The following is a 24587-nucleotide window of genomic DNA, read 5'->3' as shown; positions in this document are numbered from 1 at the left end:
TACGCCAGGGTCGTGGAACCAAGTTGTCTCTCGGGAGCGCTCAGCCGACGACGTTCTTCAACGCCTCGCCGAGCGCCTTTGCCTCGTCGGCGGAGATCTCCACGACGAGCCGGCCGCCACCCTCCAGGGGGACCCGCATGACAATGCCGCGCCCTTCCTTGGTGACCTCGAGCGGACCATCGCCGGTCCGCGGCTTCATCGCCGCCATGCGTGCATCCCTTCCTGCCTTGGGCTCCCGCGGCCCGCGATTTCCGACCTCCCGAGGGGGTGGTCGGCGCATTCACGTCTTCTGTGATGTCCTATTCTCCCGCATCGAGAGCCCTCATGGGTAACGATCTCCTCCCAGAATGCGTTGTCGAGGCGTGCGATGACGTCCAAACTGGACTTCGTGCACGCTCGCGCCGCTCTGTTCGACCTCTACGGAGACCACCTGCGCTCGCGCGGTGGCCAGGCGTCCGTCGCCGCGCTCGTGCGGCTGATGAAACCCCTGGACATCGCCGCTCCGGCGGTCCGCACGGCGGTTTCGCGCATGGTCCGGCAGGGGTGGCTGCGGCCGTTACGGCTTCCTCAGGGGGCCGGCTACGGGCTGACTCCGAAGTGTGTCAGGCGGCTGGATGAGGCGGCGCTGAGAATTTACCGAGCCGGGACACTCACCTGGCACGGCCGCTGGCACGTGATCGTCTTCGAGCCGGTGAAGGAGCGTCCGCGCAGGGAGCGGCTGCGGGCCGACCTGACGTTCCTGGGGTACGCGTCGCTGTCGGAGACCACCTGGATCGGCCCGCGCTCGTCCATCGAGCTGGACAACCTGCTCGAAGGCGAGGGGGTGGGCGCCGACCGGTTCGACGCGGCGCTGGAGGGCGACCCGCGCGAGCTGGTCGCCAGGGCCTGGGATCTGGCCGCCATCGGCGAGGCGTACGAGCACTGGCACGCCGAAGCTGTCACGCTGATCAGCACGCTGCCCGAAGGAGCCCCGCCCGACCAGGTGTTCGCCACCCGCAGCCGGCTGGTGCACGGCTGGCGCAACTTCCTGTTCCGCGACCCCGGCCTGCCGCCCGAGCTGCTGCCGGCGGGCTGGCCGGGCGAGAAGGCCAGGGCGTACTTCGAGCAGGAGGCCGCCCGGCTGCTGCCCGCGGCCGCCGCGTTCGTCGACAAGGAGTTGTGACGTGATCCGCTACGACCTGGCAGACGCCGTCGCCACCATCACGCTCGACCGCCCCGACGCCATGAACTCGCTGACCGTCGAGGTCAAGCAGGCCCTGCTCGACGCGCTGCGCCGGGCCGCCGGCGACCGCGGCGTGCGCGCCGTGCTGCTCACCGGCTCGGGCCGGGCCTTCTGCGCGGGCCAGGACCTGCGCGAGCACGCCGCCAACCTGGAGGCGGGCCGCGGCCTGGCCGGCACGGTGCGCGAGCACTACAACCCGATCGTGGAGCTGATCACCACGATGCCGAAGCCGGTGGTGGCCGCGGTCAACGGCGTGGCGGCGGGCGCCGGCGCGTCGCTGGCCTTCGCCTGTGACCTGCGGGTGGCCTCCGATCGCGCCAAGTTCGCGCTGGCGTTCGCCGGCATCGGCCTGGCGCCCGACTCGGGCGCGTCCTGGACGCTGCAGCGCCTGGTCGGCGCGGGCCGGGCCGCGGAGCTGATGCTGCTCGGCGAGCCGCTCGACGCGGCCCGCGCGCTCGAGCTGGGCCTGGTCACCCGCGTGGTGCCCGCGGGCGACGTGCTGAAGGCCGCCCACGAGCTCTCCGTGCGCCTCGCGAGCGGCCCCACCCTGGCCTACGCCGCCACGAAGCGCGCCCTGGCCCACGCCGCGACGCACCCGCTGCCCGACGCGCTGGCCATGGAGGCCGACCTCCAGGACGACTGCGTCGCGACCAGCGATCACCTGAACGCCACCAGAGCCTTCCTCGCCAAAGAGATGCCGACCTTCAACGGCGAGTAACCGATCGACCACGCTTCGATGGGTCAAGCTAGCGGCATGCGCTCATCCGACGCCTCGCGATCGTCTGCCACGCACGACTTCGAGGCTCTACGCACCACCGCCGTGACCCTCCTGACCGGCGGCGACTTCGACATCACCGACCCGGTCTACGCCCGGCCGCTGGCCGCGCTGAGCGAGCGGGCGGCCACCTGGCTGGCCCAGATGGTGCCCGGCCTGATCTGGCCCGACCTCCCGCTCGAAGGCCGTCCGGGGCACGTGACCGGCAGCTACGGGCGGCTGCGCGCCATCGCCGCCGCCTGGGCCACGCCGGGCACCGCCCAGCACGGCGACGACGCCGTGGCGGCGAAGGTGATCGAGGCGCTCGACCTGCTGTACGAGCGGCACTACAACGAGCGGCTGCCCGAGACCGGCAACTGGTGGTTCTGGGAGATCGGCACGCCCGCCGAGCTGAGCCGCGCCTGCGTGCTGCTCGGCGACCGGCTCGACGCGCCCCGGCTGGAGTCCTACCTCGGCGCGATCGACCGGTTCTGCCCGGACGCCGACCGCCGGGCGGGCTGGCCGGACGCCAGCGAGAGCGGCGCCAACCGGGCCGACAAGGCCGCGATCGTCGCCTTCCGCGGCGTGGCGGGGCGCCGCGCCGACAAGCTGGCGCTGGCCCGCGACGGGCTCTCGGACGTGCGCGACGGCGGGCGGCACAGCGTGTTCGGCTACGTGGACTCGGGCGACGGCTTCCACCGCGACGGCTCGTTCATCCAGCACGACGTGGTCGCCTACACGGGCTCGTACGGCCTGTCTCTGCTCATCGCGGTCTCCGAGACCGTGGCGCTGCTGCACGGCTCGCCCTGGGAGATCTCCGACCCCGGGCAACAGGTGGTGCTGGACGCCGTGGAGCGCTCCTTCGCGCCGTTCATCCACGACGGGCTGCTCATGGACACCGTCAGGGGCCGGGCGGCCACCAGGCAGGCGTTCCCCGACAGCGTGGCGGGCCACGGGGCCACCGGGGCGGTGCTGCTGCTGGCGCGCAGCGCGCCCGAGCCGTACCGCGGCCGGTTCAGGGAGCTGGCCAAGGGCTGGATCGAGCGCGGCAGGGCGCTGCCCTACCTGGAGCACGCGAGCGTGGCGGAGACCCGGCGGGCGGTCGAGGTGCTGGACGACAAGACGATCGAGGCCGCGACCGGGCCCGACGGGCACTTCGTGTTCCCCTCGATGGACCGGGTCGTGCACCGGAGGGCGGGATGGTCGGTGGCGATCAGCATGTCGTCGCAGCGGACCGCCGCGTACGAGGCGATCAACGGCGAGAACCGGCACGGCTGGTACACCGGCGACGGCATGACCTACCTCTACACCGGCGACCCGGGCCACTACGGGCACGACTTCTGGCCGACGGTGGACCCGCACCGGCTGCCCGGGACCACGGTGGACCCGCGCGAGCGCGAGGACCTCGACTTCCGCGTGCACCGGCCGCCCAGCGCGTGGGCGGGCGGGGTGGTGCTCGACGGCCTGTACGGCGTCAGCGCCATGGAGCTGATCGGCGACGGCGTGAGCCTGCGGGCGCGCAAATCGTGGTTCTGCCTCGAATCGGCCGTGGTGGCGCTCGGCAGCGGCATCTCCAGCTCCGACGGCCGGGCGATCGAGACCGTGGTCGACAACCGCGCGACCACCGCCGAGCCGCACGTCGGCGACGGCTGGGCGCACCTGCCGGGGACGGGCGGCTACGTGTTCGAGGGGGTCAGGACGCTCGTGGAGACGCGTACGGGCCGCTGGCGCGACATCAACACGGGCGACGACACCGCGGGCGCCTTCGAGCCGGTCACGCGCCGCTACGTGACGTTCTGGTTCGACCACGGCGTGGACCCGGTGGACGCCCGCTACGCGTACGTGCTGCTGCCCGGCGCCACCCGCGAGCGGACCCGCTTCTACCGTGGCGCCCGCCCCGCGCGGGTGTTGTCCAACACGCCCGAGCTGCAGGCGGTGGAGACGCGGGCGCTGTTCGGGGCCACGTTCTGGAGCCCGGGCAGCGCGTGGATCGTGAGCGTGGACCGGCCGTGCGTGGTGATGGTGCGCCGGGCGAGCCGGCGGCTCGTGCTGGCCGTGGCCGACCCGACCAGGACGGCGGACGTCATCACGGTCACGCTGGACCGCGCGGTCGGCGGGATCGTCCGCGCCGACGACACGGTCACGGTGCGGACCGGCAAGAGACCCGTCATCGTGGTCAGGGCCGGCGGCTCGCTGGGCCGCTCCCACAGCGTGGAGCTCACCGACTACGGGCCACGCAGCCCTCGAGGTGATCGTTGACCAGGCCGATGGCCTGCATCAGCGCGTAGGCCGTGGTCGGGCCGACGAACCTGAAGCCGCGCTTCTTCAGCTCCTTGGCCAGCGCCTTCGAGCCGGGCGTGACGGCGGGCACGTCGGCCATCGTCCGCGGCACCGGAGCGCCGGGGTCGGCGTGCCGCCACACCAGCTCCGACAGGCCGCCGGGCAGGTCGAGCGCGACCCTGGCGTTGTTGATCGCCGCCTCGATCTTGGCCCGGTTGCGGATGATGCCCGCGTCGCCGAGCAGGCGCTCGACGTCCTGCTCGGTGTACGCGGCGACCTTCGGGATCGAGAAGCGGTCGAAGGCGGCCCGGAAGTTCTCCCGCTTGCGCAGGATCGTCAGCCACGACAGGCCCGACTGGAACGCCTCCAGCGACACCCGCTCGAAGACGGCGTCGTCGCCCTGGACGGGGCGGCCCCACTCCTCGTCGTGGTAGGCCAGGTACATCGGGTCGGCCATGCCCGCCCAGGTGCAGCGGATCGGCTCTGTCACGGGCGCTCGTCACTCTCCTTGGCGGCCGAGATCTTGGGCTTCTCCCCGTCCGCCGCCTTCGACGCGGACCCGCCCTCGGCCTCGGGCGTGTCCTCGGGCTCGTCCGCGGCCCTGGCCTCTTCCGGCCCGTCCTCGGCCTTGGCCTCTTCGGCGGGCGGGTCGGCGGGCGGGTCGGCGGGCTCGCTCATGACCTTGCCGTTGGGCGCCGGCTCGGCGTCGCCCGGCCGCGGCACCCGCCACTCCGGCTCCTCCGGCGGCTGCGTCAGCTCCGCGCCACCGGCCCAGTCGACCGAGGCGCCGCTGACCGACACCGGGTCGCCCGACTCGGGCAACTCGCGCGGCGCGGCGGGGGCCTCGGGCTCGTGCTCGGTGCGCGGCCCCGCCCCGGGCGCGGCGTAGATCTCCTGCCGCGCGTGCAGGCGGCTGGACAGCAGCTCGGAGACGCGCTGCTCCAGCACCGCGATCCGGGTGTCCCGCGCGCTGATGGCGCCGGCGGCGCGCCGCAGGGTCTCATCGACGCTCTGCGTGTGGTAGCCGACCAGGTTGACCGGCAGTTGCAGCGCCATGAAGTCGACCGCCGTGAGATGACCGGCCTCTGGCAGGTCGAGCGGCGGCACGTCGGGCGGGAACTCGGTCAGCTCACCGCCCCTGCCCAGGGAGACCAGGACCACGCAGGCCAGGATGGCGATGGCGGCGATGGCGAGTATGACCAGCACATTGGCATCGTACTCACACGATGGGCCACATTCTGCGCGCCACCGCAAGTCGCCCATTCCGCGCGTACCGCCGCTACGCGGCTTCCGCCCAGGTCAGCCGGTGGCCTCGCCGAGCTCGGCCACGCTCGGCCGGACCGGCTGCGGGCGCGCTTCGAGCGCGGCGAACGCCTCGCCGACGGTCGAGGTCCAGGAGATCGCGTCGAAGACGTCGGGACGGGTGAAGCCCTCGTCGTACATGCCCTCGACGAGCTTCCTGAGCGGGGCGTACAGGCCCCACGGGTCAAGGAGCACCAGGGGGCGGTCGTGGATGCCGAGCACCCGCGCCGTCCAGATCTCGAACAGCTCCTCCAGGGTCCCGATGCCGCCCGGCAGCACGAGGAAGGCGTCGGAGCGGGCGTCCATGACGCCCTTGCGCTCGCGCATGTCCTCGGTGACGATCAGCTCGTCCGACTCCTCGTCGGCCACCTCCATGTCCACCAGGACCTGCGGGATCACTCCGACCGTGCGGCCGCCGGCGGCGCGGGTCGCCGCGGTGACGGCGCCCATGCACGAGACCGAGCCGCCGCCGCTGACCAGGGTGTGGCCGCGTTTGGCGAGCTCGGTGCCCACGCTCGCGGCCAGCTCGATGTACTTCTTGTCGATGCTCAGGCTGGAGGCACAGAAGACGCAGATGTTCACGTCGTCAGAGCCTATTGGGGCTCGGCGATCTGGGCCTCGGTGGCCTCCAGCTCCTCCTCACGCTGCTTGGACCTGGCCAGGTCGGCGTCCACGATGATGCGTACGGCCTCGTCGACGTCGTCGGTGACGCTGATCAGGTCGAGGTCCTGGGGCTTGATCTTCGCGGTGCTCAGCAGCGAGCCCTTGATCCAGTCGAGCAGCCCGCCCCAGAACTCCGAGCCCATCAGCACCACGGGGAACGAGGTGACCTTGTGGGTCTGCACCAGCGTGAGCGCCTCGAACAGCTCGTCCAGCGTGCCGAAGCCGCCGGGCAGGGCGATGAAGCCGCACGAGTACTTGACGAACATCGTCTTGCGCACGAAGAAGTAGCGGAACTCGATGCCCAGGTCGACGTAGTCGTTCATGCGCTGCTCGAAGGGCAGCTCGATGCCGAGCCCGACCGACACCGCGCCGTCGACGTCGCGCGCGCCGCGGTTGGCCGCCTCCATGACGCCCGGCCCGCCGCCGGTGATCACGGCGTAGCCCGCGTCGGCCAGCGAGCGGCCGAGCGCCCTGCCCAGCTCGTAGTCGGGCGAGTCGGGCGTGGTGCGGGCGGAGCCGAAGACGGTGACGGCCTGCGGCAGCTCGGCGAGCTGGCCGAAGCCCTCGACGAACTCCGCCTGGATGCGCAGCACCCGCCACGGGTCCATGTGCACCCAGTCGGACGGCCCCTGGCGGGCGAGCAGACGCTGGTCGTGGGTGGAGCTGGGGACGAGGCTCCCCCTGACGAAGGCCTGCCCCTGGCGGCGCTCCCGACGACGATTGTGTTCCATGTGGATCACGCTAGCCCTTCTCCCGGACGGCCGTTCCGCGCCCGTCCCCCTGCCCGTCGGCGCGCCCAGACTGCCTCGCCAGGGCGAACCCGCAGGTAGCACGGGTGGAACAGCGGCCTAAAAAATCTTGAAAGAAGTACGGAACCGAATTTCGGCTCCCTCGCGTCTAACCGCATGAGGGTGCTGCTCGGGACTGAAAGTGGTCTTCCCCGCCAAATGGCCGGCGAGGAAGGCCACTTTCATATGGTGAGCCAGTCGAGCATCGCCCGCTCGCTCTCCACGATCTTCGGCAGCGACACGTACTCGCCCTGCTGGTGTGCCAGATTCGGGTCGCCCGGGCCGTAGTTGACGGCGGGGACTCCCAGCGCGGAGAAGCGGGCCACGTCCGTCCACCCCAGCTTGGCGCGCGGCGTGCCGCCGACGGCCGCGGTGAAGGCCGCCGCCACCGGATGCGTCAGCCCCGGCCTGGCCGCGGGCGCGGCGTCCACGACGCTCACCGCGAACCCGTCGAACACCTCGCGTACGTGCTCCTCGGCGTCCTCGATCGACAGGTCCGGCGCGAAGCGGTAGTTGACCGTCACCACGCACAGGTCGGGGATGACGTTGCCGGCGACCCCGCCGCTCACGCCGACCGCGTTCAGCCCCTCGTGGTACTCCAGCCCGTCGACCACCGGCCGGCGCGGCTCGTACGCGTTCAGCCTGGCCAGCACCGGCTCGATGCCGTGGATGGCGTTGACCCCGAACCAGGAGCGCGCGCTGTGGGCCCGCTTGCCGGTCACCGTGACCTCGGCGCGCAGCGTGCCCTGGCAGCCGCCCTCGATCACGCCGTCGGTGGGCTCCATCAGCACGGCGAAGTCGGCCGCCAGCCATCCGGGGTGCTCCCTGGCGACCCTGGTCAGGCCGTTGCGCTCGGCCTCGATCTCCTCGCAGTCGTAGAAGACGTAGCTGACGTCCTTGTTCGGCGCGGGCACGGTGGCGGCCAGCTTGAGCGCGACCGCCACGCCGGCCTTCATGTCGGAGGTGCCGCAGCCGTACAGCAGGTCGCCCTCGACCCTGCTGGGCAGGTTGCCCGCGGTGGGGACGGTGTCGAGGTGGCCGGCGATCAGCACGCGCTCGGAGTGCCCCTGCTCGGTGCGGGCCACCACCGTCTCGCCCGACCGGGTCACCTTGAGGTGCGGCAACGCCGACAGCGCCCGCTCCACCTCGTCGGCCAGCGCCCGCTCGTCGCCGCTCACGGACTCGATGTCCACGATCGCGGCGGTCAGGTCGCGTACGTCCTGGGTCAGGTCCAGCATCAGGTGTTCACTCCATGTGCGCGCAGCGTCTCGTTGATCGCCGCCTTGTCGTGCCGCCGGCCCGGCTCCAGCCGCTTGATCACCAGCACGCACGGCAGGCCGAACGTGCCACCGGGGAACTCCTTCATCCGCGTGCCCGTCACGGCCACGCACCACGGGGGAATCTGCCCGCGGGCCAGCTCCTCACCCGTCTCGGTGTCGATCACCGGCATGGACGCGGACAGGATCGTGCCCGCGCCCACCACCGCGCCCTGCCCCACCCTGGCGCCGTCGACGACCATCGACCGGCTGCCGATCAGCACGTCGTCCTCGATCACCACGGGCACGGCGTTGGGCGGCTCCAGCACGCCGCCGATGCCCACGCCGCCGGACAGGTGCACGTTCTTCCCGATCTGGGCGCACGAGCCGACCGTGGCCCAGGTGTCCACCATCGTGCCGGCGTCCACGTACGCGCCGATGTTCGTGAACGACGGCATGAGCACCACGCCGGGCGCCAGGTACGAGCCCCAGCGCGCGATCGCCCCCGGCACCACCCGCACCCCGTCGAACGAGCTCTTCAGCGGATGCCGGTCATGGTGCTGGAAGTCGCCCACCTGCGAGCGCGCCAGGCCGAGCACCTTGAAGCTGAGCAGGATGGCGCGTTTGGCCCGCTCGTCCACGACCACCTCGCCGCCCACCACCCGTGCGGCCCTGGCCTCGCCCTTGTCGAGCAGGTCGACCGCGCCGACCACCAGGTGACGCGCCTCGGCGTCGGCGGGCGACAGCTCCGAGCGGCGCTCCCACAACTCGTCCACCACGGAGGGGAGCGGTGACGAGGTGCTCACTTGACTCATGGCCACGGAGCTTATCCGGCCGGGTAGGTTTTTCAGGGTGCGCCTGCGCTTCTCACGTGGAGTCATCACCATCGCGATCATCGTCGTCGTGCTCGCCGTGGGCGTCTCCGCCGGTCTCTACTGGGTGTTCAAGAAGGTGCCTCAGCTCGCCGCGCCACAGGACGCGTTCTGCTCCGTGACGACCCCCGACGGAGTGCGCTCCCTGCTGCCCGAGCAGGCGCAGATCGCCGCCACCATCGCGGCCGTCGCGGCGCGCCGCCGGCTGCCCGAGCGGGCCGTGGTCATCGCCTACGCCACGGCGATGCAGGAGTCGAAGATCCAGAATCTCGACTGGGGCGACCGCGACTCGGTCGGGGTGTTCCAGCAGCGCGAGTCGCAGGGCTGGGGCAGCAAGAAGCAGCTCATGGACCCGGTCTACGCCACGAACAAGTTCTTCGCCGCGCTGGTCAAGGTGAAGAACTACCGGAAGATCCCGCTGGCGGAGGCGGCGCAGGCCGTGCAGCGCTCGGCGGGCGGCTACGCGTACGCGCCGCACGAGACCGAGGCCAAGATCCTCGCCGCCGCCTTCACCGGCCGGGTGCCGAAGGCCGTGCACTGCTGGTACCCCTCGGACAGCACGCCCGTCCCCCGGCCGCGCACGGCCGAGGCCCGCAAACAGCTCGCCAGGGCGATGGGCAGCACGACGATCACCACGAAGAAGCGCGGGTGGCTGGTGGCCGCGTGGTCGGTGGCCCACGCCGAGACGTACGCGCTCAGGAAGGTGGACTACGACGGCGCCACCTGGGTCAACGACCTCGAGACCGACGGCTGGCAGCAGGGCGGCTCGGCCGGCGCGCGCAAGGTGGACCTGGCCTAGCCCGGATCAGGAGGCGCGCCGCACGATGGAGATGGAGCCCGGCGGGAGGGGCTGGGCGTAGCTCGCGGTCCAGGAGCCGCCCTGGATGCGCTCGAAGGACAGCAGCCGCCCGTCGGAGGCCCGGTAGTCGGCGAAGTCGAGCAGCCCCCTGTCGGGATTGCCCGTGTCGCCCTCGCTGCGGAAGGCGGCCGTGCCCCGGTCCATCGGGAAGAACTCCACACCCTCCATGATGATCATGCTCTTGGCCGGCACCATGCCCTGGGTGGGCACCTCGTTCCAGAGCTGCACCTCCAGGTGCGGCGGGTCCCCCGCGCGCACCTCGACCGAGAGCCACTGGAAGCGCCGCGAGGCGTCACGCAGCAGGAACTCGACCCACTGGTGCCCCTGCCAGGAGATGTGCATGGCGCCGAGCACGCGGGCGGGAGCTCCGAGCACTTCGATCCGGTCGCCGATCCGGATCGTGCGAGGGTCGGTGTAGTCGGTGCCGACATGGCCAGGGGCGCTCACCGGCGCGGCCAGCGGGGTCTCGATCGCGGCGACCTCGGCAGGCGGCGTGCTCGTACGGCGGCCCTTCCTGTCTTGCCGCAGCGTGGCCCAGAAGGCCCCGAGCAGCAGCAGGACGGTGGCGATGCTCAGCCCGAGTACGACCATGGAGGTCATGCTCATCGATCAGCTCGCTCCACTCGCGGTCTGCCTCGGCGTTAGCCCTTATTCAATGTATGCGTGACGAGCCGGCGGGCCCGGCTCGCTATGACGGGCGATCCTACTGGAGGCGGCGCACCGCCGCACCGATCCGTTCGTCGGTGGCGGTGACGGCGATGCGGATGTGCCGCCCACCTGCCGATCCGTAGAACTCGCCCGGCGCGACCAAAATCCCGATTTCGGAAAGCTTGCCTACCTGATCCCAGGCGCTCTGCCCGTTCGACGCCCAGAAGTACAGGCCCGCGGTCGAGTGGTCGATGCTCCACCCGGCCTTCTCCAGCGCGGGGCGCAGCAGGGCGCGGCGGGCGGCGTACAGCTCGCGCTGCCGGTCGGCGTGCTCGTCGTCGGAGAACGCCGCCGTCATGGCCGCCTGGACGGGCTGGGGCATCAGCATGCCCGCGTGCTTGCGGATCTCCAGCAGCCGCTTGACCAGCGCCGGGTCGCCGGTCACGAACCCGGCGCGGTAGCCGGCCAGGTTGGAGCGCTTGGAGAGCGAGTGGACGGCGAGCAGCCCCTCGTGGGAGCCGCCGCAGACGTCGGGGTGCAGGATCGAGACCGGGCGCTCCTCCCAGCCGAGCTCGATGTAGCACTCGTCGGAGGCGACGACCGCGCCGCGCTCGCGGGCCCAGGCCACGACCTTGCGCAGGTGCTCGGCGGGCAGCACCCGGCCCGTGGGGTTGCCCGGCGAGTTGACCCAGACGAGGTCCACCGGCTCGGGGCCGAGCGCGAGCGTGCTGTCGGAGGCCGTGCCGGTCGCCCCCGCCAGGCGGGCGCCCACGTCGTAGGTGGGGTAGGCCAGCTCGGGGAAGACCACCCGCTTGGCGCCCAGATAGGTGGGCAGCCAGGCGACGAACTCCTTGGAGCCGATCAGCGGCAGCACGTCCCGCTGGTCGACCGTGACGCCGTGCCTGCGGCCCAGCCACCCGGCGGCGGCCTCGCGCAGCGCCTTGGTGCCGTGGGTGAAGGGGTAGCCGGGGCTGTCGGCCGCCTGCGCGAGCGCGTCCTGGACGAGCCGGGGCACGGGGTCGACGGGCGTGCCGATCGACAGATCGACGATGCCGCCGGGATGTGCCAGCGCGCGCTCCTTGTACGGCTCCAGCCGGTCCCAGGGGAAGTCAGGCAGCTTGTTCACGATTCTCCAGGGTGTCGCGTTGCCGTACGTCGGCGCGGGCACGCCGCGCGAACGGGGCGCATCCACCTTCGCCGGATGCCCCCGTGCACGGCGTTGACGGGACGCTTAGTGGTCCTCGCCCTGCGGCGGCAGGGCCGCCACGACCGGGTGGTCCTTGTCGATCTTGCCGACCTTCGAGGCCCCACCGGGCGAGCCGAGGTCTTCGAAGAAGTCCACGTTCGCCTTGTAGAAGTCCTTCCACTGCTCGGGAAGGTCGTCCTCGTAGAAGATCGCCTCGACGGGGCACACAGGCTCGCACGCGCCGCAGTCCACGCACTCGTCGGGGTGGATGTAAAGCATGCGCTCGCCCTCGTAGATGCAATCGACGGGGCACTCCTCGATGCACGCCTTGTCCAGGACGTCCACGCAAGGCTGCGCGATGACGTAGGTCACCTCGAGCTCCTTCTTCTCCAGCACCATGGCATGACTCTGACCGCGGTTTGCTACGCCCTAGTATTGCCGTGCTTGCCGGCTGGCCGAAACGGAGGGTGGCAAACTCGTGGTCGCACGGCTCGTTATCGCCATTACAAGTCAGGACATAGGCGCACGGATCACCACTCGGAGACGGGTTCCCGGCGGGTTTCGGGATGCTGTCGGGATCCTCGTGTCGTGGGCGGACGGCGTGCTCGAAGTCCGCAAAAAAGACGGCACGGTGGTGACGATCCCCGAGGAGAGCCTGGTGGCCGCCAGGGTCGTTCCGGCCGCGCCTCCTCGACCTGGGCGAATGCAACAGTAAGTATTCGTTGTGTGACTGTACGTACCTGCGCCGCCGCAGCAGCCATCCTCGCCAGCGCCGGATGCGGCGCGTCGTCCACCGAATCCACCACCACGACGGAGAGCAAGAACCTGCCGCCCGTCAACGCCCAGGCCGGCTCGCTGAAGGCCGGCTTCGGCACCATGGAGCGCCTCGCCGAGGCCGCCAGGCGCGAGGGTGAGCTGAACGTGATCGCCCTGCCCCGCGACTGGGTCAACTACGGCGAGATCATCGACACCTTCGCCGACAAGTACGACATCAAGGTCAACCAGCTCGAACCGGGGGCCAGCAGCGCGCGGGAGCTGGAGATCGCGCCCAAGCTCAGGCCCGACGTGTTCGACCTGACCATGGACGTGGCCGTCTCGGGGGCCGACCGCTTCGCGCCGTACAAGGTGCAGGGCTGGCAGGACCTGCCCGACCACGTCAAGGACCCGTCCGGCGCCTGGTACGCCGCCTACGGCGGCTACATGTCCATCGGGTACGACCCGCGCGAGGTCAAACCGCCGGCCGCCTTCGCCGACCTGCTCAAGCCCGGCCACCGGGTCGCGCTCGACGGCGACCCCCTGCGCGCGGCGGCGGCGTTCGACGGGGTCATGGCGGCCTCGCTGCGCGCGGGCGTGCCGCGGCCCGAGCAGGGCGTGGCGCTGTTCGCCAAGCTCAAGCAGGAGGGGCGGCTCACCGAGCCGGCCAAGGCCAACGTGATCGTCGCCTGGGACCACCTGAACGCGGCCCGCGGCGCCAGCCACCCCGAGGCCTGGAAGGTCACCATCCCGCGCGACTCCGCACTCGGCGGCTACCACGTGCAGGCCGTCAGCAAGGCGGCCCCGCACCCGGCGGCGGCCCGGCTGTGGCAGGAGTTCCTGTTCTCCGACGAGGGCCAGAACCTGCTCCAGAAGGGCTTCGCCCGCCCGGCGCGCGGCGAGGCGATGCTCATGAAGGGCACGCTCGACACCGAGCAGGCCGCGAAACTGCCCAGGCCGCCCGGCCCGCCCGTGCTCATGACGATTCCGCAGGCCGACGCCGCGAAGGCGTACCTGAAGAGGGAATGGGCGAAGAGCGTGGGGTGAGTCCGAAGTGACTTGATATGTCGTAGGGACGATCAGGCTCTAAAGTGAACAGACAGCACGGCCACGGGGGCCCGATGTCTGATCGAATGTGAGCTGATCGTCTTGCGATACGACACACCGAGCTTGGAGCGGTGGAACAGTCGCGCCTACGACAGCAGCTTCGGCTACGTCTCCACGCAGGGCGCGCCACTGGTCGACCTGCTGGACCCGCGGCCCGGCGAGCGCGTGCTCGACCTCGGCTGCGGCACCGGGGTGCTGACCGCTCAGCTCGCCTTCAGGGGCGCCGAGGTCCTCGGGATCGACGGCTCCGCGGCGATGATCGAGAAGGCGCTCGCCCAGTATCCGGGCATCAACTTCATCATCGGCGACGGGCACGACTTCACGGTCGTGGATCCGTACGACGCGGTGTTCTCCAACGCCGCGCTGCACTGGATGAGCCGCGACCCCGGCGCCGTGATCGCCAGCGTCCGCGAGGCACTCGTGCCTGGCGGGCGCTTCGTCGCGGAGATGGGCGGGGCCGGCAACTGCGCCGAGCTGACCACCGCGATGCTGACCGCCTGGCGCGAGTACGGCCTGCGCGAGCCCGAGCTGCCGTGGTACTTTCCCACGCCTGCCGAGTACGCCCGCCGCCTCGAGCAGGAGGGGTTCGTGGTCAGGTTGCTCGAATACTTCGACCGGCCGACTCCCCTGGACGAGTGCCCCGGCGGGGCCGCCGACTGGGTGCGCATGTTCGCCGCCCCGGTGCTCGAAGGGCTTCCCCCCGAGATCGTGGAGCCCCTGCTCCGGCGCGTGAACGAGCTGGCCGCGCCCGCGCTTCGCAGGGAGAGTGGCTGGATGGCCGACTACGTGCGTCTACGCTTTGCCGCTGTTCGGCGTTGATGCGTCGAGCATGATGCGTAGGGCTGATTTGCCGGACTATGGTCTGTTCCGTGGGCGGCGAGATTATGGCTGCACCGCTGCGGCGGCGTGAGGGGCTGGTGAACGGAACGGGATGAACTTCTGCCTGAGCGACCTCGTACCACCGTTGAGGTGGAGCGACTCGTCGACGATCACGCTACTCACCGGGCAGCCGGACCTGCCGGATGCGTGGTGGCGCAGTTTGCCCATGCCGCTCGTCCTGGCGGCGATCGGCCCCGAGTCACTGGGTGAGCTGCTGACGGAGATCGCCCTTGAGCACTGGCCCGCGGCGGCGGTGGGCGACGTCCTGCCGGCGCTGCACGTCCTGGACCCTGAGGAGGCCGACGAGCCCGCCGTCGCGATCGCGCTCGACCGCGCCGGGTCGTGGGCCGGGCTGCTCGCGCTGACCAGCCGGGAGCTGGTGGACCAGCCGTTCATCCAGGCCCGGCCGGTGCTGAACACGCTGTTCTCGGCCGTCCTGGTGCGGCTGGCGCACCCGCGCGGCGAGGACGCGCCCAAGCACGTCACCTCCCTGCCGGCGGAGTCCTTCACCCACGCGCCAGCCGTCCACGAGCCCGTCGTCGCCCCTGAGCCCGTCGCCCCTGAGCCCGTCGCCCCTGAGCCCGTCGCCCCTGAGCCCGTCGCCCCTGAGCCCGTCACCCACGAGCCCGTCACCCACGAGCCGGTCTCCCATGAGCCCGTCGAGCAGGCGGCCGTCGAGCACGAGTCCGTCGCGCACGAACCGGGGGACGTCACCGGGCACGCTCACGTCGCCGGCGAGGCTGAGTCGCCCGCTGCGGCGCCGGAGCGGGCGGAGGTGGCCGAGGAGGAGGGCTCCGAGCCGGTCGCCGCGCAGCACGCCGCTGAGGGCGTCGAGGAGCGCGATGCCGCTCCGGAGGCTCCCGAGGAGCCGTCGGAGGATGCTCACCGCGCCGAGCCCGTCGCGGAGGACGAGCCCGGCGCCGGACGCGCCGCCGAGGACGCCTACGCCGCGGATGCCTACGCCGGGGATGCGCTCGACGCGCGTCACGACGAGCCCCGCGAGGCCGCGGCGCACCACGAGAGCGCCACGCTGGACGAGGAGGAGCCGGAGGAGGCCGAGCGGGTCCTGGACGCCGACGCCGAGCCGGCGGCCGACGAGGCCCGCGACCCGGAGCCCTCGCCGGTGCTGGACGCCGCCGACGAGCCCGCCCCCGAGCCGGCGATCCAGGAGGCCGAGGCGCTCCAGGCCGAGGCCGACGGGCGGGAGCGCCCGCTGCCCGAGCTCATCGAGGCCGCCTTCGCCGGTCTCGACGACAAGAGCTGGGCGGTGGCCCAGAACCGGGTCTTCACCGACGAGCCCTCGGCCGTGGACCAGCTCGCCAAGCTGTTCGCCGTCCCCCCGGCGGAGATCTCCGCCACCGAGGACGAGCTCCGCGCCCGCCTGGACTCCTGGCTGTCCAGCGACGAGGCGGCCCCGTACCGGGCGCACCTCGACGAGCTGACCAGGACCCTGGGCCCCGCGGCCCCCAAGGAGCAGCTCATCGACGCGGCCGACTGGCACAGCGTGGAGATCCAGGCGCTGGAGGTCCCCGCGTGGCAGTTCGTGCTGGCCACGCTGGCCCCGCCGCCGCCTCCTCCCCCGCCGCAGCCGGAGCTCCCGCCGCCGCCGCTGCCGCAGCGCAAGCCGTTCCAGCAGCAGCCGCAACCGCCGGTGGAGCTGGTGCCCTCGGCGTTCGGCCCGGTCGGGATGACGCCGCCGCCCCCTGGTCCGCCGCAGTTCCAGGCGTTCACGCCGGTCGCCCAGCCGGCGCAGGAGGCCAACGGCGAGCCGGACAAGCCGTACCAGCCGCTGAAGGACGTCTCCCAGACGCAGCGCTGCTTCAGGCAGCCCGACGGCCGCTGGTGGCTGCGCATCGACGTCACGGCCGAGCAGCTCGCGGGCGGTGAGTGCGCGCTGCCGACGGGGTTCGCCTCGTACCTGGGGCTGTCGCCGGGCGAGAGCAGGATGGTCAGGAGCGCCGCGGGCGAGCTGAACATGATCTGGCACGGCAAGCCGATCCTCCAGAGCATCGAGCGGCTGCTGGTGGACGTGGGCGCCCGGGAGGGCGGCCACCTGTTCCTGACGCTGTCGGACGAGGGGGTGCTGCGGGCCAGGCACCTCCCGGTCGCCGCCCAGGGGGCCGAGAAGATCACCAAGGCGCTGCGCCTGGTGGGGTACACGGCCCCGGGAGGCACCCGCGACCAGGCGGCCAGGGTGATCGCCACCAGGATCGGCATGACGGGGCCCGTCGCGCTGCCAGACTTGCTCGACAGGCTCCGCGAACGCGGGGATCACGACCTGCTCGAGCTCCTGGACTGAGCCGGTGCCGCGGCTCGCGATCGGCCCTGAGTTTCCCAGGGAGCTCAGCGCACTGGCCCAGCCGGTGCGCAGGGACGCCGTGGTCGCGCTGCGCCGGTTCCTGCTGAACGTGTCGGGCGCCCCGCACCCCGAGAGGGTCAGGGGCGCCAGGGACCCGCGGGTGGCGACCCTGCGGCTGACCGAGGGCCATCGCGGGGTGGTGGTGCGGCAGCGGGACGTCTACTGGCTGCGCACGCTGCTGCCCGACCCCGAGGCCTGGTCGTACGCCCGCCGCCACCGCTACGGCGTCAACCCGGCGATCGGCGTCGTGGAGGAGTGGGACGCCGAGGCGCTGGAGCGGGTGGAGCCCGCCTTACGCCGGTCCGCCAGGTCCGCCAGGCTGTTCGCGCCGATCTGCGACGGCGACCTGCTCGGGCTGGGCCTGGACCTGGCGGCGCTGCCGCTGTTCCGCCTGGTCACGACCGAGGCCGACGTGGCCGCGCTGGAGCCGCTGCTGCCGCCCACCCAGTACGTCCCGCTGGCGGTGCTGGCCAGGGGCGGCTCGCTGTCGGAGGCGTGGCGGGAGCTGAACGCCTGGCGCGCCACCGAGCAGGAGCCCGGCCCGATCGACCCCGAGGACCTTTACGCGGCGCTGCGACGCAGCCCTGACCGGGCGGCGTTCGTCTCCGACAAGGTCGCGCTGGACCGGGTGCTGGAGGCGCCGGCCTGGTGCACGTTCCTGTACCCGCCGCAGCACCGGCTGGCCAGGGCGGCCAGGTTCGAGCATCCGGTGCTGGTCGTGGGCGGCGCGGGCACCGGCAAGACGGTCGTCGCGCTGCACCGGGCGGCCCACCTGGCGGCGCGGGGGGCGGGCCCCGTGCTGCTGGTGACGTTCTCGCAGAGCCTGGCCGACGAGCTGTCGGCGAAGCTGGACCTGCTGATCGAGGACGAGGTGGTGCGCAAGCGGGTCGAGGTGGACAACGCCGAACGCCTGGCCGTCCGGATCGTGGCCGGCGCGGAGGGCCGCCGCCCCCCGCTGGTGGGCCCGGGCGCGCGCTCGCTGGCCCAGCTCACGGAGGACGCGCTCCGGTTGCTGTCGATCTCCACAGGTGATCTCCTCGACGATGTGGATCCGGGGCGCAAGCCGTACCGTCACATGGTCGTGGACGAGGCGCAGGACATCAGCCCGGCGCAGTGGCGGCTGCTGAGGGCGGCCGTGCCGCGGGCGCGCGACGACCTGTTCGTCGTCGGCGACCCGCACCAGCGCGTCACCGACACGAAGGTGGCGCTCGGCGCGGTCGGCATCCCCGCCGTCCAGCACTCGCTCGACCGCTCCCACCGGCTGCCGCAGGAGCTGCTCTCCTTCGCCGTGCGGCTGCGCGGCGGCAGCCCCTCGCCCGGCCTGGTCAAGGGCGTGACCGACCTGTCGGCCTTCAGCTCGGCCCGGCACGGCGAGCGGCCGGTCGTCAGGGCGTACGACTCGCCGGAGGCGGAGCTGGGCGGGCTGCGCGGCACGATCGACGCGTGGCTGGCGGACGGCGTGCCCGCCCGCGAGATCGCCGTCGGGGCCCGCGACCAGCGGTTCGTCCGCGCCGCCAAGCGCGCGCTGACCGGCCTGGACGTGCGGGCGTCGACCTTCCAGCAGTTGAAGGGGCTCGAGTTCGAGCGGGTGGCGCTCATCGGGGTGGCGGAGGGCGTGGTGCCCGCGCCGCCTCCGGAGGAGCCTTACGCGCGGGCTCGTGCCCTGCAACGCGAACGGAGCATACTGTTCGTCGCCTGCACCCGGGCGCGTTCGATGCTCTATATCTCCCATTCCGGAAGAGGCAGCCCGTTTTTACCCCTCTGATCACATAGTCTGAACTGCGGATATCTTCCCTTTGCCGGTTGGACCTCAATGAACCTCAGCCTGAGCGACCTCGCGCCACCCCTGCGCTGGACCTCCCCTGGTCAGATCGCGCCGATCGTGGAGGAGCCCCAGCTGCCCGAGGCCTGGTGGCAGGCGATCCCCCTCGACCGCGCGTGCGCCATCGTCGGCACGCAGACCGTCGCGGGCCACCTGGCCGACCTGGCCGTGGCCTGCTGGGGGCACCTCATGCTCGGCGACATCCTGCCGCTGCTGCGCTTCTCCGACCCCGCCGAGGCCGAGCGGTCGCCGGAGACGCTGGGCAAGGACGTGGTGCAGAAGCTGTTCAGCGGGGTGTTCGACCGGCTGCTCGAGCCCGCGCCCGAGCCGGTGCCCGCGCCGTCCCGACCGGACAGGCCGCTGCCCGAGCTGATCGACGAGCTGTTCGGCGCGCTGGACGACCGGCAGCGGGCCATCGCCCGCGACCGCCTGTACGCCACGCAGCGGGCCACTCTGGACGAGCTGGCGCAGCGGTTCTCGGTGACGCGGGAGCGGATCAGGCAGATCGAGCGCGACCTGCGCGACCACGTGGAGGCCTGGCTGAGCAGGCCGGAGGCCGCCGCGCTGGTCGCGCACGTGGCCTGGCTGCGCGGCCGCCTGGGCTCCGCGGCCCCGGCCGACGACCTCCAGGCCACCGTGCCGTGGCACCGCACCGAGCTGCGCACGCTGGGGATCCCGGCGTGGCGGTTCGTGCGCACGCTGCTGACCGGTTACGAGCAGGCCGACGGCTGGCTGGTGGCGGGCGGCGCCGACGAGCTGAGGGAGAAGACGCGCCAGCTCTTCGCCGACGGGCCGCACCCGCTGGGCGAGGCCGTGTCCATGGTGTCCCAGCTCGGCGTGCGCGAGGACGTCGCCGAGCGGTGGATCCTGGCCGTGCCGCAGCTGCGCGTGCTGGGCCAGCACGTGGTGCCGTGGCCGCGCAGCATCAACGAGAAGGCCGAGGCGGTGCTGGCGGTGGCGGGCGCGCCGCTGTCGCCCGAGGAGATCCAGGAGCGCATCGGCGAGGACTACAGCCTGGTCGGCATCCGCAACCAGCTCACCGCCGACGAGCGCTTCCGCCGGGTCGACCGCAACAAGTACGGGCTGACCAGGTGGGGCGGCGACGAGTACCTGGGGATCAGGGAGATGATCGCCAGGGAGATCGAGCGGGCCGGCGGCGAGGCCTCGGTGAGCACGATCGTGGCGAACCTGACCTCCCGCTACGACGTGAGCGAGAGCTCGGTGCGCGCGTACTCGGGCGGGCCGGGGTTCGAGCGCACGCAGCGGGGCTGGATCAGGGTGGCGGGCACCGCCCCCGGCGGTGAGGCGGAGCCGTACCAGCCGCGCAAGGACGTCTCGGAGACGCGGCGCAGCTTCCGCTCCCGCGACGGCCGCTGGTGGCACCGCGTGGACGTCAACGCCGAGCACCTGCGCGGGTCCGGGTCGCCGCTGCCGACGGGGTTCGCGGCGTACCTGGGGATGGCGCCGGGCGGGCAGCTCACGGCCTCCGCGCCGTCCGGCGACGTGGTGATCAGCTGGCACAACCAGCCCACGATGGGCTCGATCCGCAACGTGCTGGCGGAGTACAAGGCGCAGGAGGGCGACCACGTCTTCCTGACCGTGTCCGACGGCGGCGAGCTGCTGACCCGCTACCTGCCGGCCGCGCCCGTCAACATGCCGCCCATCAACCGGGCGCTCTACCTGTTCGGCTACACCGCGCCCGTCAGCTCGGAGATGGAGGGCCTGCGGCTGATCGGGGCCAGGATCGGGCTGCCCGACACGGCCACCCGCGAGGAGGTTCTGGGCAGGCTGCGCGAGCGCGGCGACAGGGACATCCTCGGTTTCCTGGGCGGATGACGCCGGGCTAAGCTCGGGAGATGTTGCGGATCTACGACACGCGTGCCAGGCAGGTCGAGGAGATCGCCGCCGGGCGCGCGGTGCGGATGTACACGTGCGGGCCGACGGTCTACCGGCACGCGCACGTGGGCAACCTGCGTACGTACCTGCTGTCCGACCTGATCAGACGGGTCCTGGAGCGGCGGCGGGTGCGGGTCGTGGCCTGTCAGAACATCACCGACGTCGGCCATCTCACCGACGACGCCGACGAGGGCGAGGACAAGGTCCTCGCGCGGGCGCGCGCGGAGGGCCGCTCGCCGCTGGAGCTCGCGCGCCACTACGAGGAGGCGTTCAGGGCCGACACGTCCGCGCTCAACCTCCGGCCGCCCGAGCACACGCCGAGGGCCAGCGAGACGGTCGACCTGATGGTCGAGCTGATCGCCAAGCTGGTCGAGCAGGGGCACGCCTACGCCGTGCCCGACGGGTCGGTGTTCTTCGACGTACGGACGTTCCCCTCCTACGGGGAGATCTCCGGCAACCGGCTCGACGCGCTCAAGCCCGCCCACCGCATCGGGGCCGTCGATCCGCGCAAGCGTTTCCACGCCGACTGGGCCCTGTGGAAGCCCGGCGAGGGCGAGCTGACCTGGGAGGCGCCGTGGGGGCGGGGCTTCCCCGGCTGGCACGTGGAGTGCTCGGCCATGTCGCTGCGCTTTCTCGGGCCGCGCTTCGAGATCCACACCGCCGGGATCGACCTGCGCTTCCCGCACCACGAGGACGAGCGGGCGCAGTCCAACTCGGCGACCGGCCACGAGGTGGTGGATCACTGGGTGCACGGGGAGCACCTGCTCTTCGACGGCCAGAAGATGGCCAAGTCCACGGGCAACGTGGTGCTGCTGTCGGATGTGGCGGCGGCCGGCCTCGACCCGCTGGCCGTGCGCATGGCGTTCCTGGAGCACCGCTACCGCCAGCAGATGAACCTCACGTGGGACACGCTGAAGGCCGCCGACCGCACGCTGCGCAGGTGGCGTTCCAGGGTGGCCGAGTGGGCGGAGTCGGTCAGCGCGCCCCTGTCGCGGGAGTACGCGGACCGCGCCGAGTCGGCCTTCGACGACGACCTCGACACCCCGGCGGCGCTGCGCGTCCTGCGGGAGCTGGAGCGGGACGAGGCGGTGGCGCCGGGGGCGAAGTTCGAGACGTTCCTGCATCTGGATCAGGTGCTGGGGCTCGATCTGTCCACCGACATCGGCAAGCCGCGGGTGCTGCCTCCCGGGGCCGCCGAGCTGCTGGAGGCGCGGGAGCGGGCGCGCGGGTCGCACGACTGGGCCGGCTCCGACCGCCTGCGCGACGAGCTGGCCGAGCTCGGTGTGCGGGTCTCCGACACCCCGGAGGGGCAGACCTGGATGGTCTGAAGCGTCCGGAGGAGTGATCACGAACTGCCAGACTTGATGCCAGTTCGGCATGAAGGAGGTGGCGGTGAGACCCTTTGCGTGGATGCCGCGGCCATTGCGGTGGTCCGCTCGGGTATTGACCGTTCTTCTCGCACTGGTTCTGGTGCTGGCAGGGGTCGTCGTCTACACGGTGCGCAAGTCGTTCCCGCAGGTGGACGGGTCGCTCCGGCTTCCGGGCCTGACCGGGAACGTCGAGATTTATCGGGATAAATCGGGGATCCCCCACATCTATGCCGACAGTGCCGCGGACCTGTTCATGGCCCAGGGCTTCGTCCACGCCCAGGACCGCTTCTTCGAGATGGACTTCCGCCGCCACCTGACCGCCGGACGGCTCTCGGAGCTCTTCGGCGCCTCCACCCTCGGCAACGACAAGGCCCTGCGCACCATGGGCTGGCGCAGGGTCGCCGAGCAGGAGGTGCCGGAGCTCGCCCAGGAGACGCGGGACTACCTCGACGCGTACGCCAAGGGGGTCAACTCCTGGCTCAGTGCCAACCCGAACGCCTCCGACCGCAGCCTCGAGTACTCCATCCTGAAGCTCCAGGGCGGCGGCGGCACGCCCGAGAAGTGGACGCCGGTCGACTCCGTGGCCTGGCTGAAGGCCATGGCGTGGGACCTGCGCTCCAACGTCGAGGACGAGATCGACCGCGCCCTGGCGCTGACCAGGCTGCCCAGGGAGCGGGTCGAGCAGCTCTACCCCGGCTACCCCTACGACCGGCACCTGCCGATCGTCAACGAGGGCACCCTCCTCCAGGGCCGCTTCGACCAGCGGGCCGAGCCGCGGCTGCGCGGCAACCGGGCACTGGCCGACGCCGCCGGCACGCTGGCGGACGTGCCGAGCACGATGAGCACCGCCGACCGCTCCGGCGTCGGGTCGAACTCGTGGGTGATCTCCGGCGAGTACACCACCAGCGGCAGGCCGCTCCTGGCCAACGACCCGCACCTGTCGGCCCAGCTCCCGTCCGTCTGGTACCAGGCGGGGCTGCACTGCCGGAAGATCACGGAGGCGTGCCCGTACGACGTGACCGGGTTCACGTTCTCGGGCGTGCCCGGCGTGATCATCGGGCACACGGACAAGATCGCGTGGGGCTTCACGAACCTCGGCCCCGACGTGGCCGACCTCTTCCTGGAGCAGGTGGACGGCGACACGTACCTGTACAAGGGCTCCCGGCTGCCGCTGGAGACCCGGCAGGAGAAGATCAAGGTGGCGGGGGGCAAGACCGTCACGATCACCGTCAGGAGCACCCGGCACGGCCCGCTGATCAACGAGGTCATCCCCACCGCCGAGCCCAGCGGGGAGGCCAACGCGGTGGCCCTGCAGTGGACGGCGCTGACGCCGGGCAGGACGGCCGACGCCGTCTTCGCGCTGAACAAGGCGGGCGACTGGCAGGAGTTCAAGGCGGCCGCGTCCCTGTTCGACGTCCCGTCGCAGAACCTCGTCTACGCCGACACCTCCGGCAAGATCGGCTATCAGGCCCCCGGCCGCATCCCCGTGCGCGCCGGCGGCGACGGCGCCTGGCCCGTCCCCGGCTGGACCGGCGAGTACGACTGGAACCCCGCCCCCGTCCCCTACGACCAGCTCCCCTCGGTCGAGGATCCGGCCGACGGCTTCATCGTCACCGCCAACAACGCCGTCATCGACCCCGAGCGGTACAAGCCGCTGCTCACCAAGGACTGGTCGTACGGCTACCGCTCGGAACGCATCCGCACCCTGATCAAGGAGGCCATCAAGAAGGGCCCGATCGACGCGGCCGTCATGTCCGAGATCCAGCAGGACACCCACAACGGCTTCGCCGGGACGCTCGTCCCCGCCCTCATGCGGGTGGACCTGGCGGGCCCGTCGGTCCAGGCGCGGGACCTGCTCAAGGAGTGGGACGGCGAGCAGGGCACGGGCTCGGCCGCCGCCGCGTACTTCAACGCCGTCTGGCGCCACGTGCTCACGCTGACGTTCGACGACGACCTGCCGGAGCCGGCCCGCCCCACGGGCGGGGACCGCTGGTACGAGGTCGTCAGGCGGCTCCTGGAGGCCCCTCAGGACCCGTTCTGGGACGACACCACCACCAGGAACCTCACCGAGACCCGCGACGACATCCTCCGCCAGGCCCTGGCCTCGGCGCACCAGGAGCTCGCCGACCGGCTCGGCACGGACGTCAAGGCGTGGCGCTGGGGCGACCTGCACCAGCTCGAACTGGTCCACGACTCGCTCGGGACCTCGGGCATCGCGCCGGTGGAGGCCCTGTTCAACCGGGGGCCGCTGCGGGTGGCCGGGGGCAAGGACGCGGTGAACGCCACGGGCTGGAACGTTCAGAGCGGCTACGGGATCACGGCCGTGCCGTCGATGCGGATGGTCGTCGACCTGTCGGACCTGGACAAGTCCCGGTGGATCAACCTGACCGGAGCCTCCGGGCACGCCTTCCACGACAACTACTGGGACCAGGCCGAGGCGTGGGCGCGGGGCGACCTGCTGCCGATGTGGTCCAGGCCGGAATCGGTCAGGAAGGCCGCGGTTCACACGCTGAAACTGACGCCCTGACGCCGGGCGCCGCCCCCCGCTCAGGGGTGGCGCCTCTTACAGAG

At 71.9% G+C, this 24587-nt stretch carries 22 protein-coding genes; 12 read left to right on the top strand and 10 right to left on the bottom strand.

What is annotated here, in order from left to right:
* Positions 1 to 40: 40 nt before the first annotated feature.
* Positions 41 to 208, bottom strand: coding sequence for a DUF3117 domain-containing protein (locus tag HD597_RS57975; RefSeq protein WP_020545024.1), 168 nt, complete (start codon positions 206 to 208; stop codon positions 41 to 43).
* Positions 209 to 367: 159 nt separating this feature from the next.
* Between HD597_RS57975 and HD597_RS57970 the strand changes: the two genes are divergently transcribed.
* The 3 genes from HD597_RS57970 to HD597_RS57960 are packed head-to-tail and all read left to right on the top strand — an operon-like array spanning position 368 to position 4235.
* Complete coding sequence (locus HD597_RS57970; RefSeq protein ID WP_253757309.1) at positions 368 to 1162, top strand: PaaX family transcriptional regulator; 795 nt, start codon at positions 368 to 370, stop codon at positions 1160 to 1162.
* A 1-nt stretch (position 1163) separates the two neighbouring features.
* Positions 1164 to 1940 (top strand): enoyl-CoA hydratase-related protein, encoded by a 777-nt coding sequence (locus tag HD597_RS57965; protein ID WP_253757307.1) that lies wholly within the window; start codon positions 1164 to 1166, stop codon positions 1938 to 1940.
* A 36-nt stretch (positions 1941 to 1976) separates the two neighbouring features.
* Positions 1977 to 4235, top strand: coding sequence for a polysaccharide lyase 8 family protein (locus HD597_RS57960; protein WP_253757305.1), 2259 nt, complete (start codon positions 1977 to 1979; stop codon positions 4233 to 4235).
* Here HD597_RS57960 and HD597_RS57955 read toward each other — a convergent pair.
* From HD597_RS57955 to HD597_RS57930, 6 genes are all read right to left on the bottom strand, one after another.
* The gene (locus HD597_RS57955; protein WP_253759926.1) at positions 4195 to 4713 is read right to left on the bottom strand and encodes a DNA-3-methyladenine glycosylase I; all 519 of its coding nucleotides are present in this window, start codon (positions 4711 to 4713) and stop codon (positions 4195 to 4197) included. The genes HD597_RS57960 and HD597_RS57955 overlap by 41 nt on opposite strands.
* Positions 4714 to 4742: 29 nt before the next feature.
* The gene (locus tag HD597_RS57950; protein WP_253757303.1) at positions 4743 to 5462 is read right to left on the bottom strand and encodes a hypothetical protein; all 720 of its coding nucleotides are present in this window, start codon (positions 5460 to 5462) and stop codon (positions 4743 to 4745) included.
* Between the two features lie 93 nt (positions 5463 to 5555).
* Positions 5556 to 6140: an LOG family protein gene (locus HD597_RS57945; RefSeq protein ID WP_253757301.1), complete on the bottom strand. Its 585-nt coding sequence runs from the start codon at positions 6138 to 6140 to the stop codon at positions 5556 to 5558.
* A gap of 11 nt (positions 6141 to 6151) precedes the next feature.
* Positions 6152 to 6952 carry an LOG family protein gene (locus HD597_RS57940; protein WP_253757299.1) on the bottom strand — a complete coding sequence of 267 codons (801 nt, stop codon included), beginning with the start codon at positions 6950 to 6952 and terminating at the stop codon, positions 6152 to 6154.
* 239 nt (positions 6953 to 7191) lie between these two features.
* Positions 7192 to 8247 (bottom strand): succinyl-diaminopimelate desuccinylase, encoded by a 1056-nt coding sequence (gene dapE / locus HD597_RS57935; RefSeq protein ID WP_253757297.1) that lies wholly within the window; start codon positions 8245 to 8247, stop codon positions 7192 to 7194.
* The gene (locus HD597_RS57930; protein WP_253757295.1) at positions 8247 to 9080 is read right to left on the bottom strand and encodes a 2,3,4,5-tetrahydropyridine-2,6-dicarboxylate N-succinyltransferase; all 834 of its coding nucleotides are present in this window, start codon (positions 9078 to 9080) and stop codon (positions 8247 to 8249) included. The genes dapE and HD597_RS57930 overlap by 1 nt, the downstream gene beginning before the upstream one ends.
* A gap of 37 nt (positions 9081 to 9117) precedes the next feature.
* On the opposite strand from HD597_RS57930, the gene HD597_RS57925 reads away from it, so the two are divergent.
* Complete coding sequence (locus HD597_RS57925) at positions 9118 to 9936, top strand: hypothetical protein (RefSeq protein WP_253757293.1); 819 nt, start codon at positions 9118 to 9120, stop codon at positions 9934 to 9936.
* 6 nt (positions 9937 to 9942) lie between these two features.
* On the opposite strand, the gene HD597_RS57920 is transcribed toward HD597_RS57925, so the two are convergent.
* The 3 genes from HD597_RS57920 to fdxA all read right to left on the bottom strand — a co-directional run bounded on the left by HD597_RS57920 (position 9943) and on the right by fdxA (position 12202).
* The gene (locus tag HD597_RS57920; protein WP_253757291.1) at positions 9943 to 10602 is read right to left on the bottom strand and encodes a DUF4178 domain-containing protein; all 660 of its coding nucleotides are present in this window, start codon (positions 10600 to 10602) and stop codon (positions 9943 to 9945) included.
* Between the two features lie 97 nt (positions 10603 to 10699).
* The gene (gene dapC / locus HD597_RS57915) at positions 10700 to 11770 is read right to left on the bottom strand and encodes a succinyldiaminopimelate transaminase (protein WP_253757289.1); all 1071 of its coding nucleotides are present in this window, start codon (positions 11768 to 11770) and stop codon (positions 10700 to 10702) included.
* A gap of 105 nt (positions 11771 to 11875) precedes the next feature.
* The gene (fdxA, locus tag HD597_RS57910) at positions 11876 to 12202 is read right to left on the bottom strand and encodes a ferredoxin (RefSeq protein WP_080047500.1); all 327 of its coding nucleotides are present in this window, start codon (positions 12200 to 12202) and stop codon (positions 11876 to 11878) included.
* Between the two features lie 106 nt (positions 12203 to 12308).
* Here fdxA and HD597_RS67295 point away from each other — a divergent pair, with 106 nt between their 5' ends.
* The 8 genes from HD597_RS67295 to HD597_RS57875 all read left to right on the top strand — a co-directional run bounded on the left by HD597_RS67295 (position 12309) and on the right by HD597_RS57875 (position 24543).
* A complete protein-coding gene (locus HD597_RS67295) occupies positions 12309 to 12545 on the top strand; it encodes a putative acetyltransferase (RefSeq protein ID WP_425572306.1) in 237 nt (78 codons plus the stop codon).
* 11 nt (positions 12546 to 12556) lie between these two features.
* A complete protein-coding gene (locus tag HD597_RS57905) occupies positions 12557 to 13630 on the top strand; it encodes an ABC transporter substrate-binding protein (RefSeq protein ID WP_253757287.1) in 1074 nt (357 codons plus the stop codon).
* A 102-nt stretch (positions 13631 to 13732) separates the two neighbouring features.
* Positions 13733 to 14509 carry a class I SAM-dependent methyltransferase gene (locus HD597_RS57900; RefSeq protein ID WP_253757285.1) on the top strand — a complete coding sequence of 259 codons (777 nt, stop codon included), beginning with the start codon at positions 13733 to 13735 and terminating at the stop codon, positions 14507 to 14509.
* Between the two features lie 226 nt (positions 14510 to 14735).
* Complete coding sequence (locus HD597_RS57895) at positions 14736 to 16868, top strand: hypothetical protein (RefSeq protein ID WP_253757284.1); 2133 nt, start codon at positions 14736 to 14738, stop codon at positions 16866 to 16868.
* 4 nt (positions 16869 to 16872) lie between these two features.
* Positions 16873 to 18693, top strand: coding sequence for a UvrD-helicase domain-containing protein (locus HD597_RS57890; protein WP_253757282.1), 1821 nt, complete (start codon positions 16873 to 16875; stop codon positions 18691 to 18693).
* A gap of 48 nt (positions 18694 to 18741) precedes the next feature.
* Complete coding sequence (locus HD597_RS57885; RefSeq protein ID WP_253757280.1) at positions 18742 to 20586, top strand: sigma factor-like helix-turn-helix DNA-binding protein; 1845 nt, start codon at positions 18742 to 18744, stop codon at positions 20584 to 20586.
* A 20-nt stretch (positions 20587 to 20606) separates the two neighbouring features.
* Positions 20607 to 21974, top strand: a complete 1368-nt coding sequence (gene cysS / locus HD597_RS57880; RefSeq protein WP_253757278.1) for a cysteine--tRNA ligase — start codon at positions 20607 to 20609, stop codon at positions 21972 to 21974.
* A gap of 82 nt (positions 21975 to 22056) precedes the next feature.
* A complete protein-coding gene (locus HD597_RS57875) occupies positions 22057 to 24543 on the top strand; it encodes a penicillin acylase family protein (protein ID WP_253759924.1) in 2487 nt (828 codons plus the stop codon).
* Positions 24544 to 24587: the final 44 nt, after the last annotated feature.

The organism is Nonomuraea thailandensis (assembly GCF_024172165.1).
Taxonomy (GTDB): Bacteria; Actinomycetota; Actinomycetes; order Streptosporangiales; family Streptosporangiaceae; genus Nonomuraea; species Nonomuraea thailandensis.
This window is presented reverse-complemented; position numbering and strand designations above follow the sequence as displayed.

Bases quoted from the DNA above. Each gene is read 5' to 3' on its own strand.
- HD597_RS57975 (WP_020545024.1), bottom strand. From the start codon at position 208: ATGGCGGCGATGAAGCCGCGGACCGGCGATGGTCCGCTCGAGGTCACC.
- HD597_RS57970 (WP_253757309.1), top strand. From the start codon at position 368: ATGACGTCCAAACTGGACTTCGTGCACGCTCGCGCCGCTCTGTTCGAC.
- HD597_RS57960 (WP_253757305.1), top strand. From the start codon at position 1,977: ATGCGCTCATCCGACGCCTCGCGATCGTCTGCCACGCACGACTTCGAG.
- HD597_RS57955 (WP_253759926.1), bottom strand. From the start codon at position 4,713: ATGGCCGACCCGATGTACCTGGCCTACCACGACGAGGAGTGGGGCCGC.
- HD597_RS57940 (WP_253757299.1), bottom strand. From the start codon at position 6,952: ATGGAACACAATCGTCGTCGGGAGCGCCGCCAGGGGCAGGCCTTCGTC.
- dapE (WP_253757297.1), bottom strand. From the start codon at position 8,247: ATGCTGGACCTGACCCAGGACGTACGCGACCTGACCGCCGCGATCGTG.
- HD597_RS57930 (WP_253757295.1), bottom strand. From the start codon at position 9,080: ATGAGTCAAGTGAGCACCTCGTCACCGCTCCCCTCCGTGGTGGACGAG.
- HD597_RS57920 (WP_253757291.1), bottom strand. From the start codon at position 10,602: ATGAGCATGACCTCCATGGTCGTACTCGGGCTGAGCATCGCCACCGTC.
- HD597_RS57895 (WP_253757284.1), top strand. From the start codon at position 14,736: ATGCCGCTCGTCCTGGCGGCGATCGGCCCCGAGTCACTGGGTGAGCTG.
- HD597_RS57885 (WP_253757280.1), top strand. From the start codon at position 18,742: ATGAACCTCAGCCTGAGCGACCTCGCGCCACCCCTGCGCTGGACCTCC.
- cysS (WP_253757278.1), top strand. From the start codon at position 20,607: ATGTTGCGGATCTACGACACGCGTGCCAGGCAGGTCGAGGAGATCGCC.
- HD597_RS57875 (WP_253759924.1), top strand. From the start codon at position 22,057: ATGCCGCGGCCATTGCGGTGGTCCGCTCGGGTATTGACCGTTCTTCTC.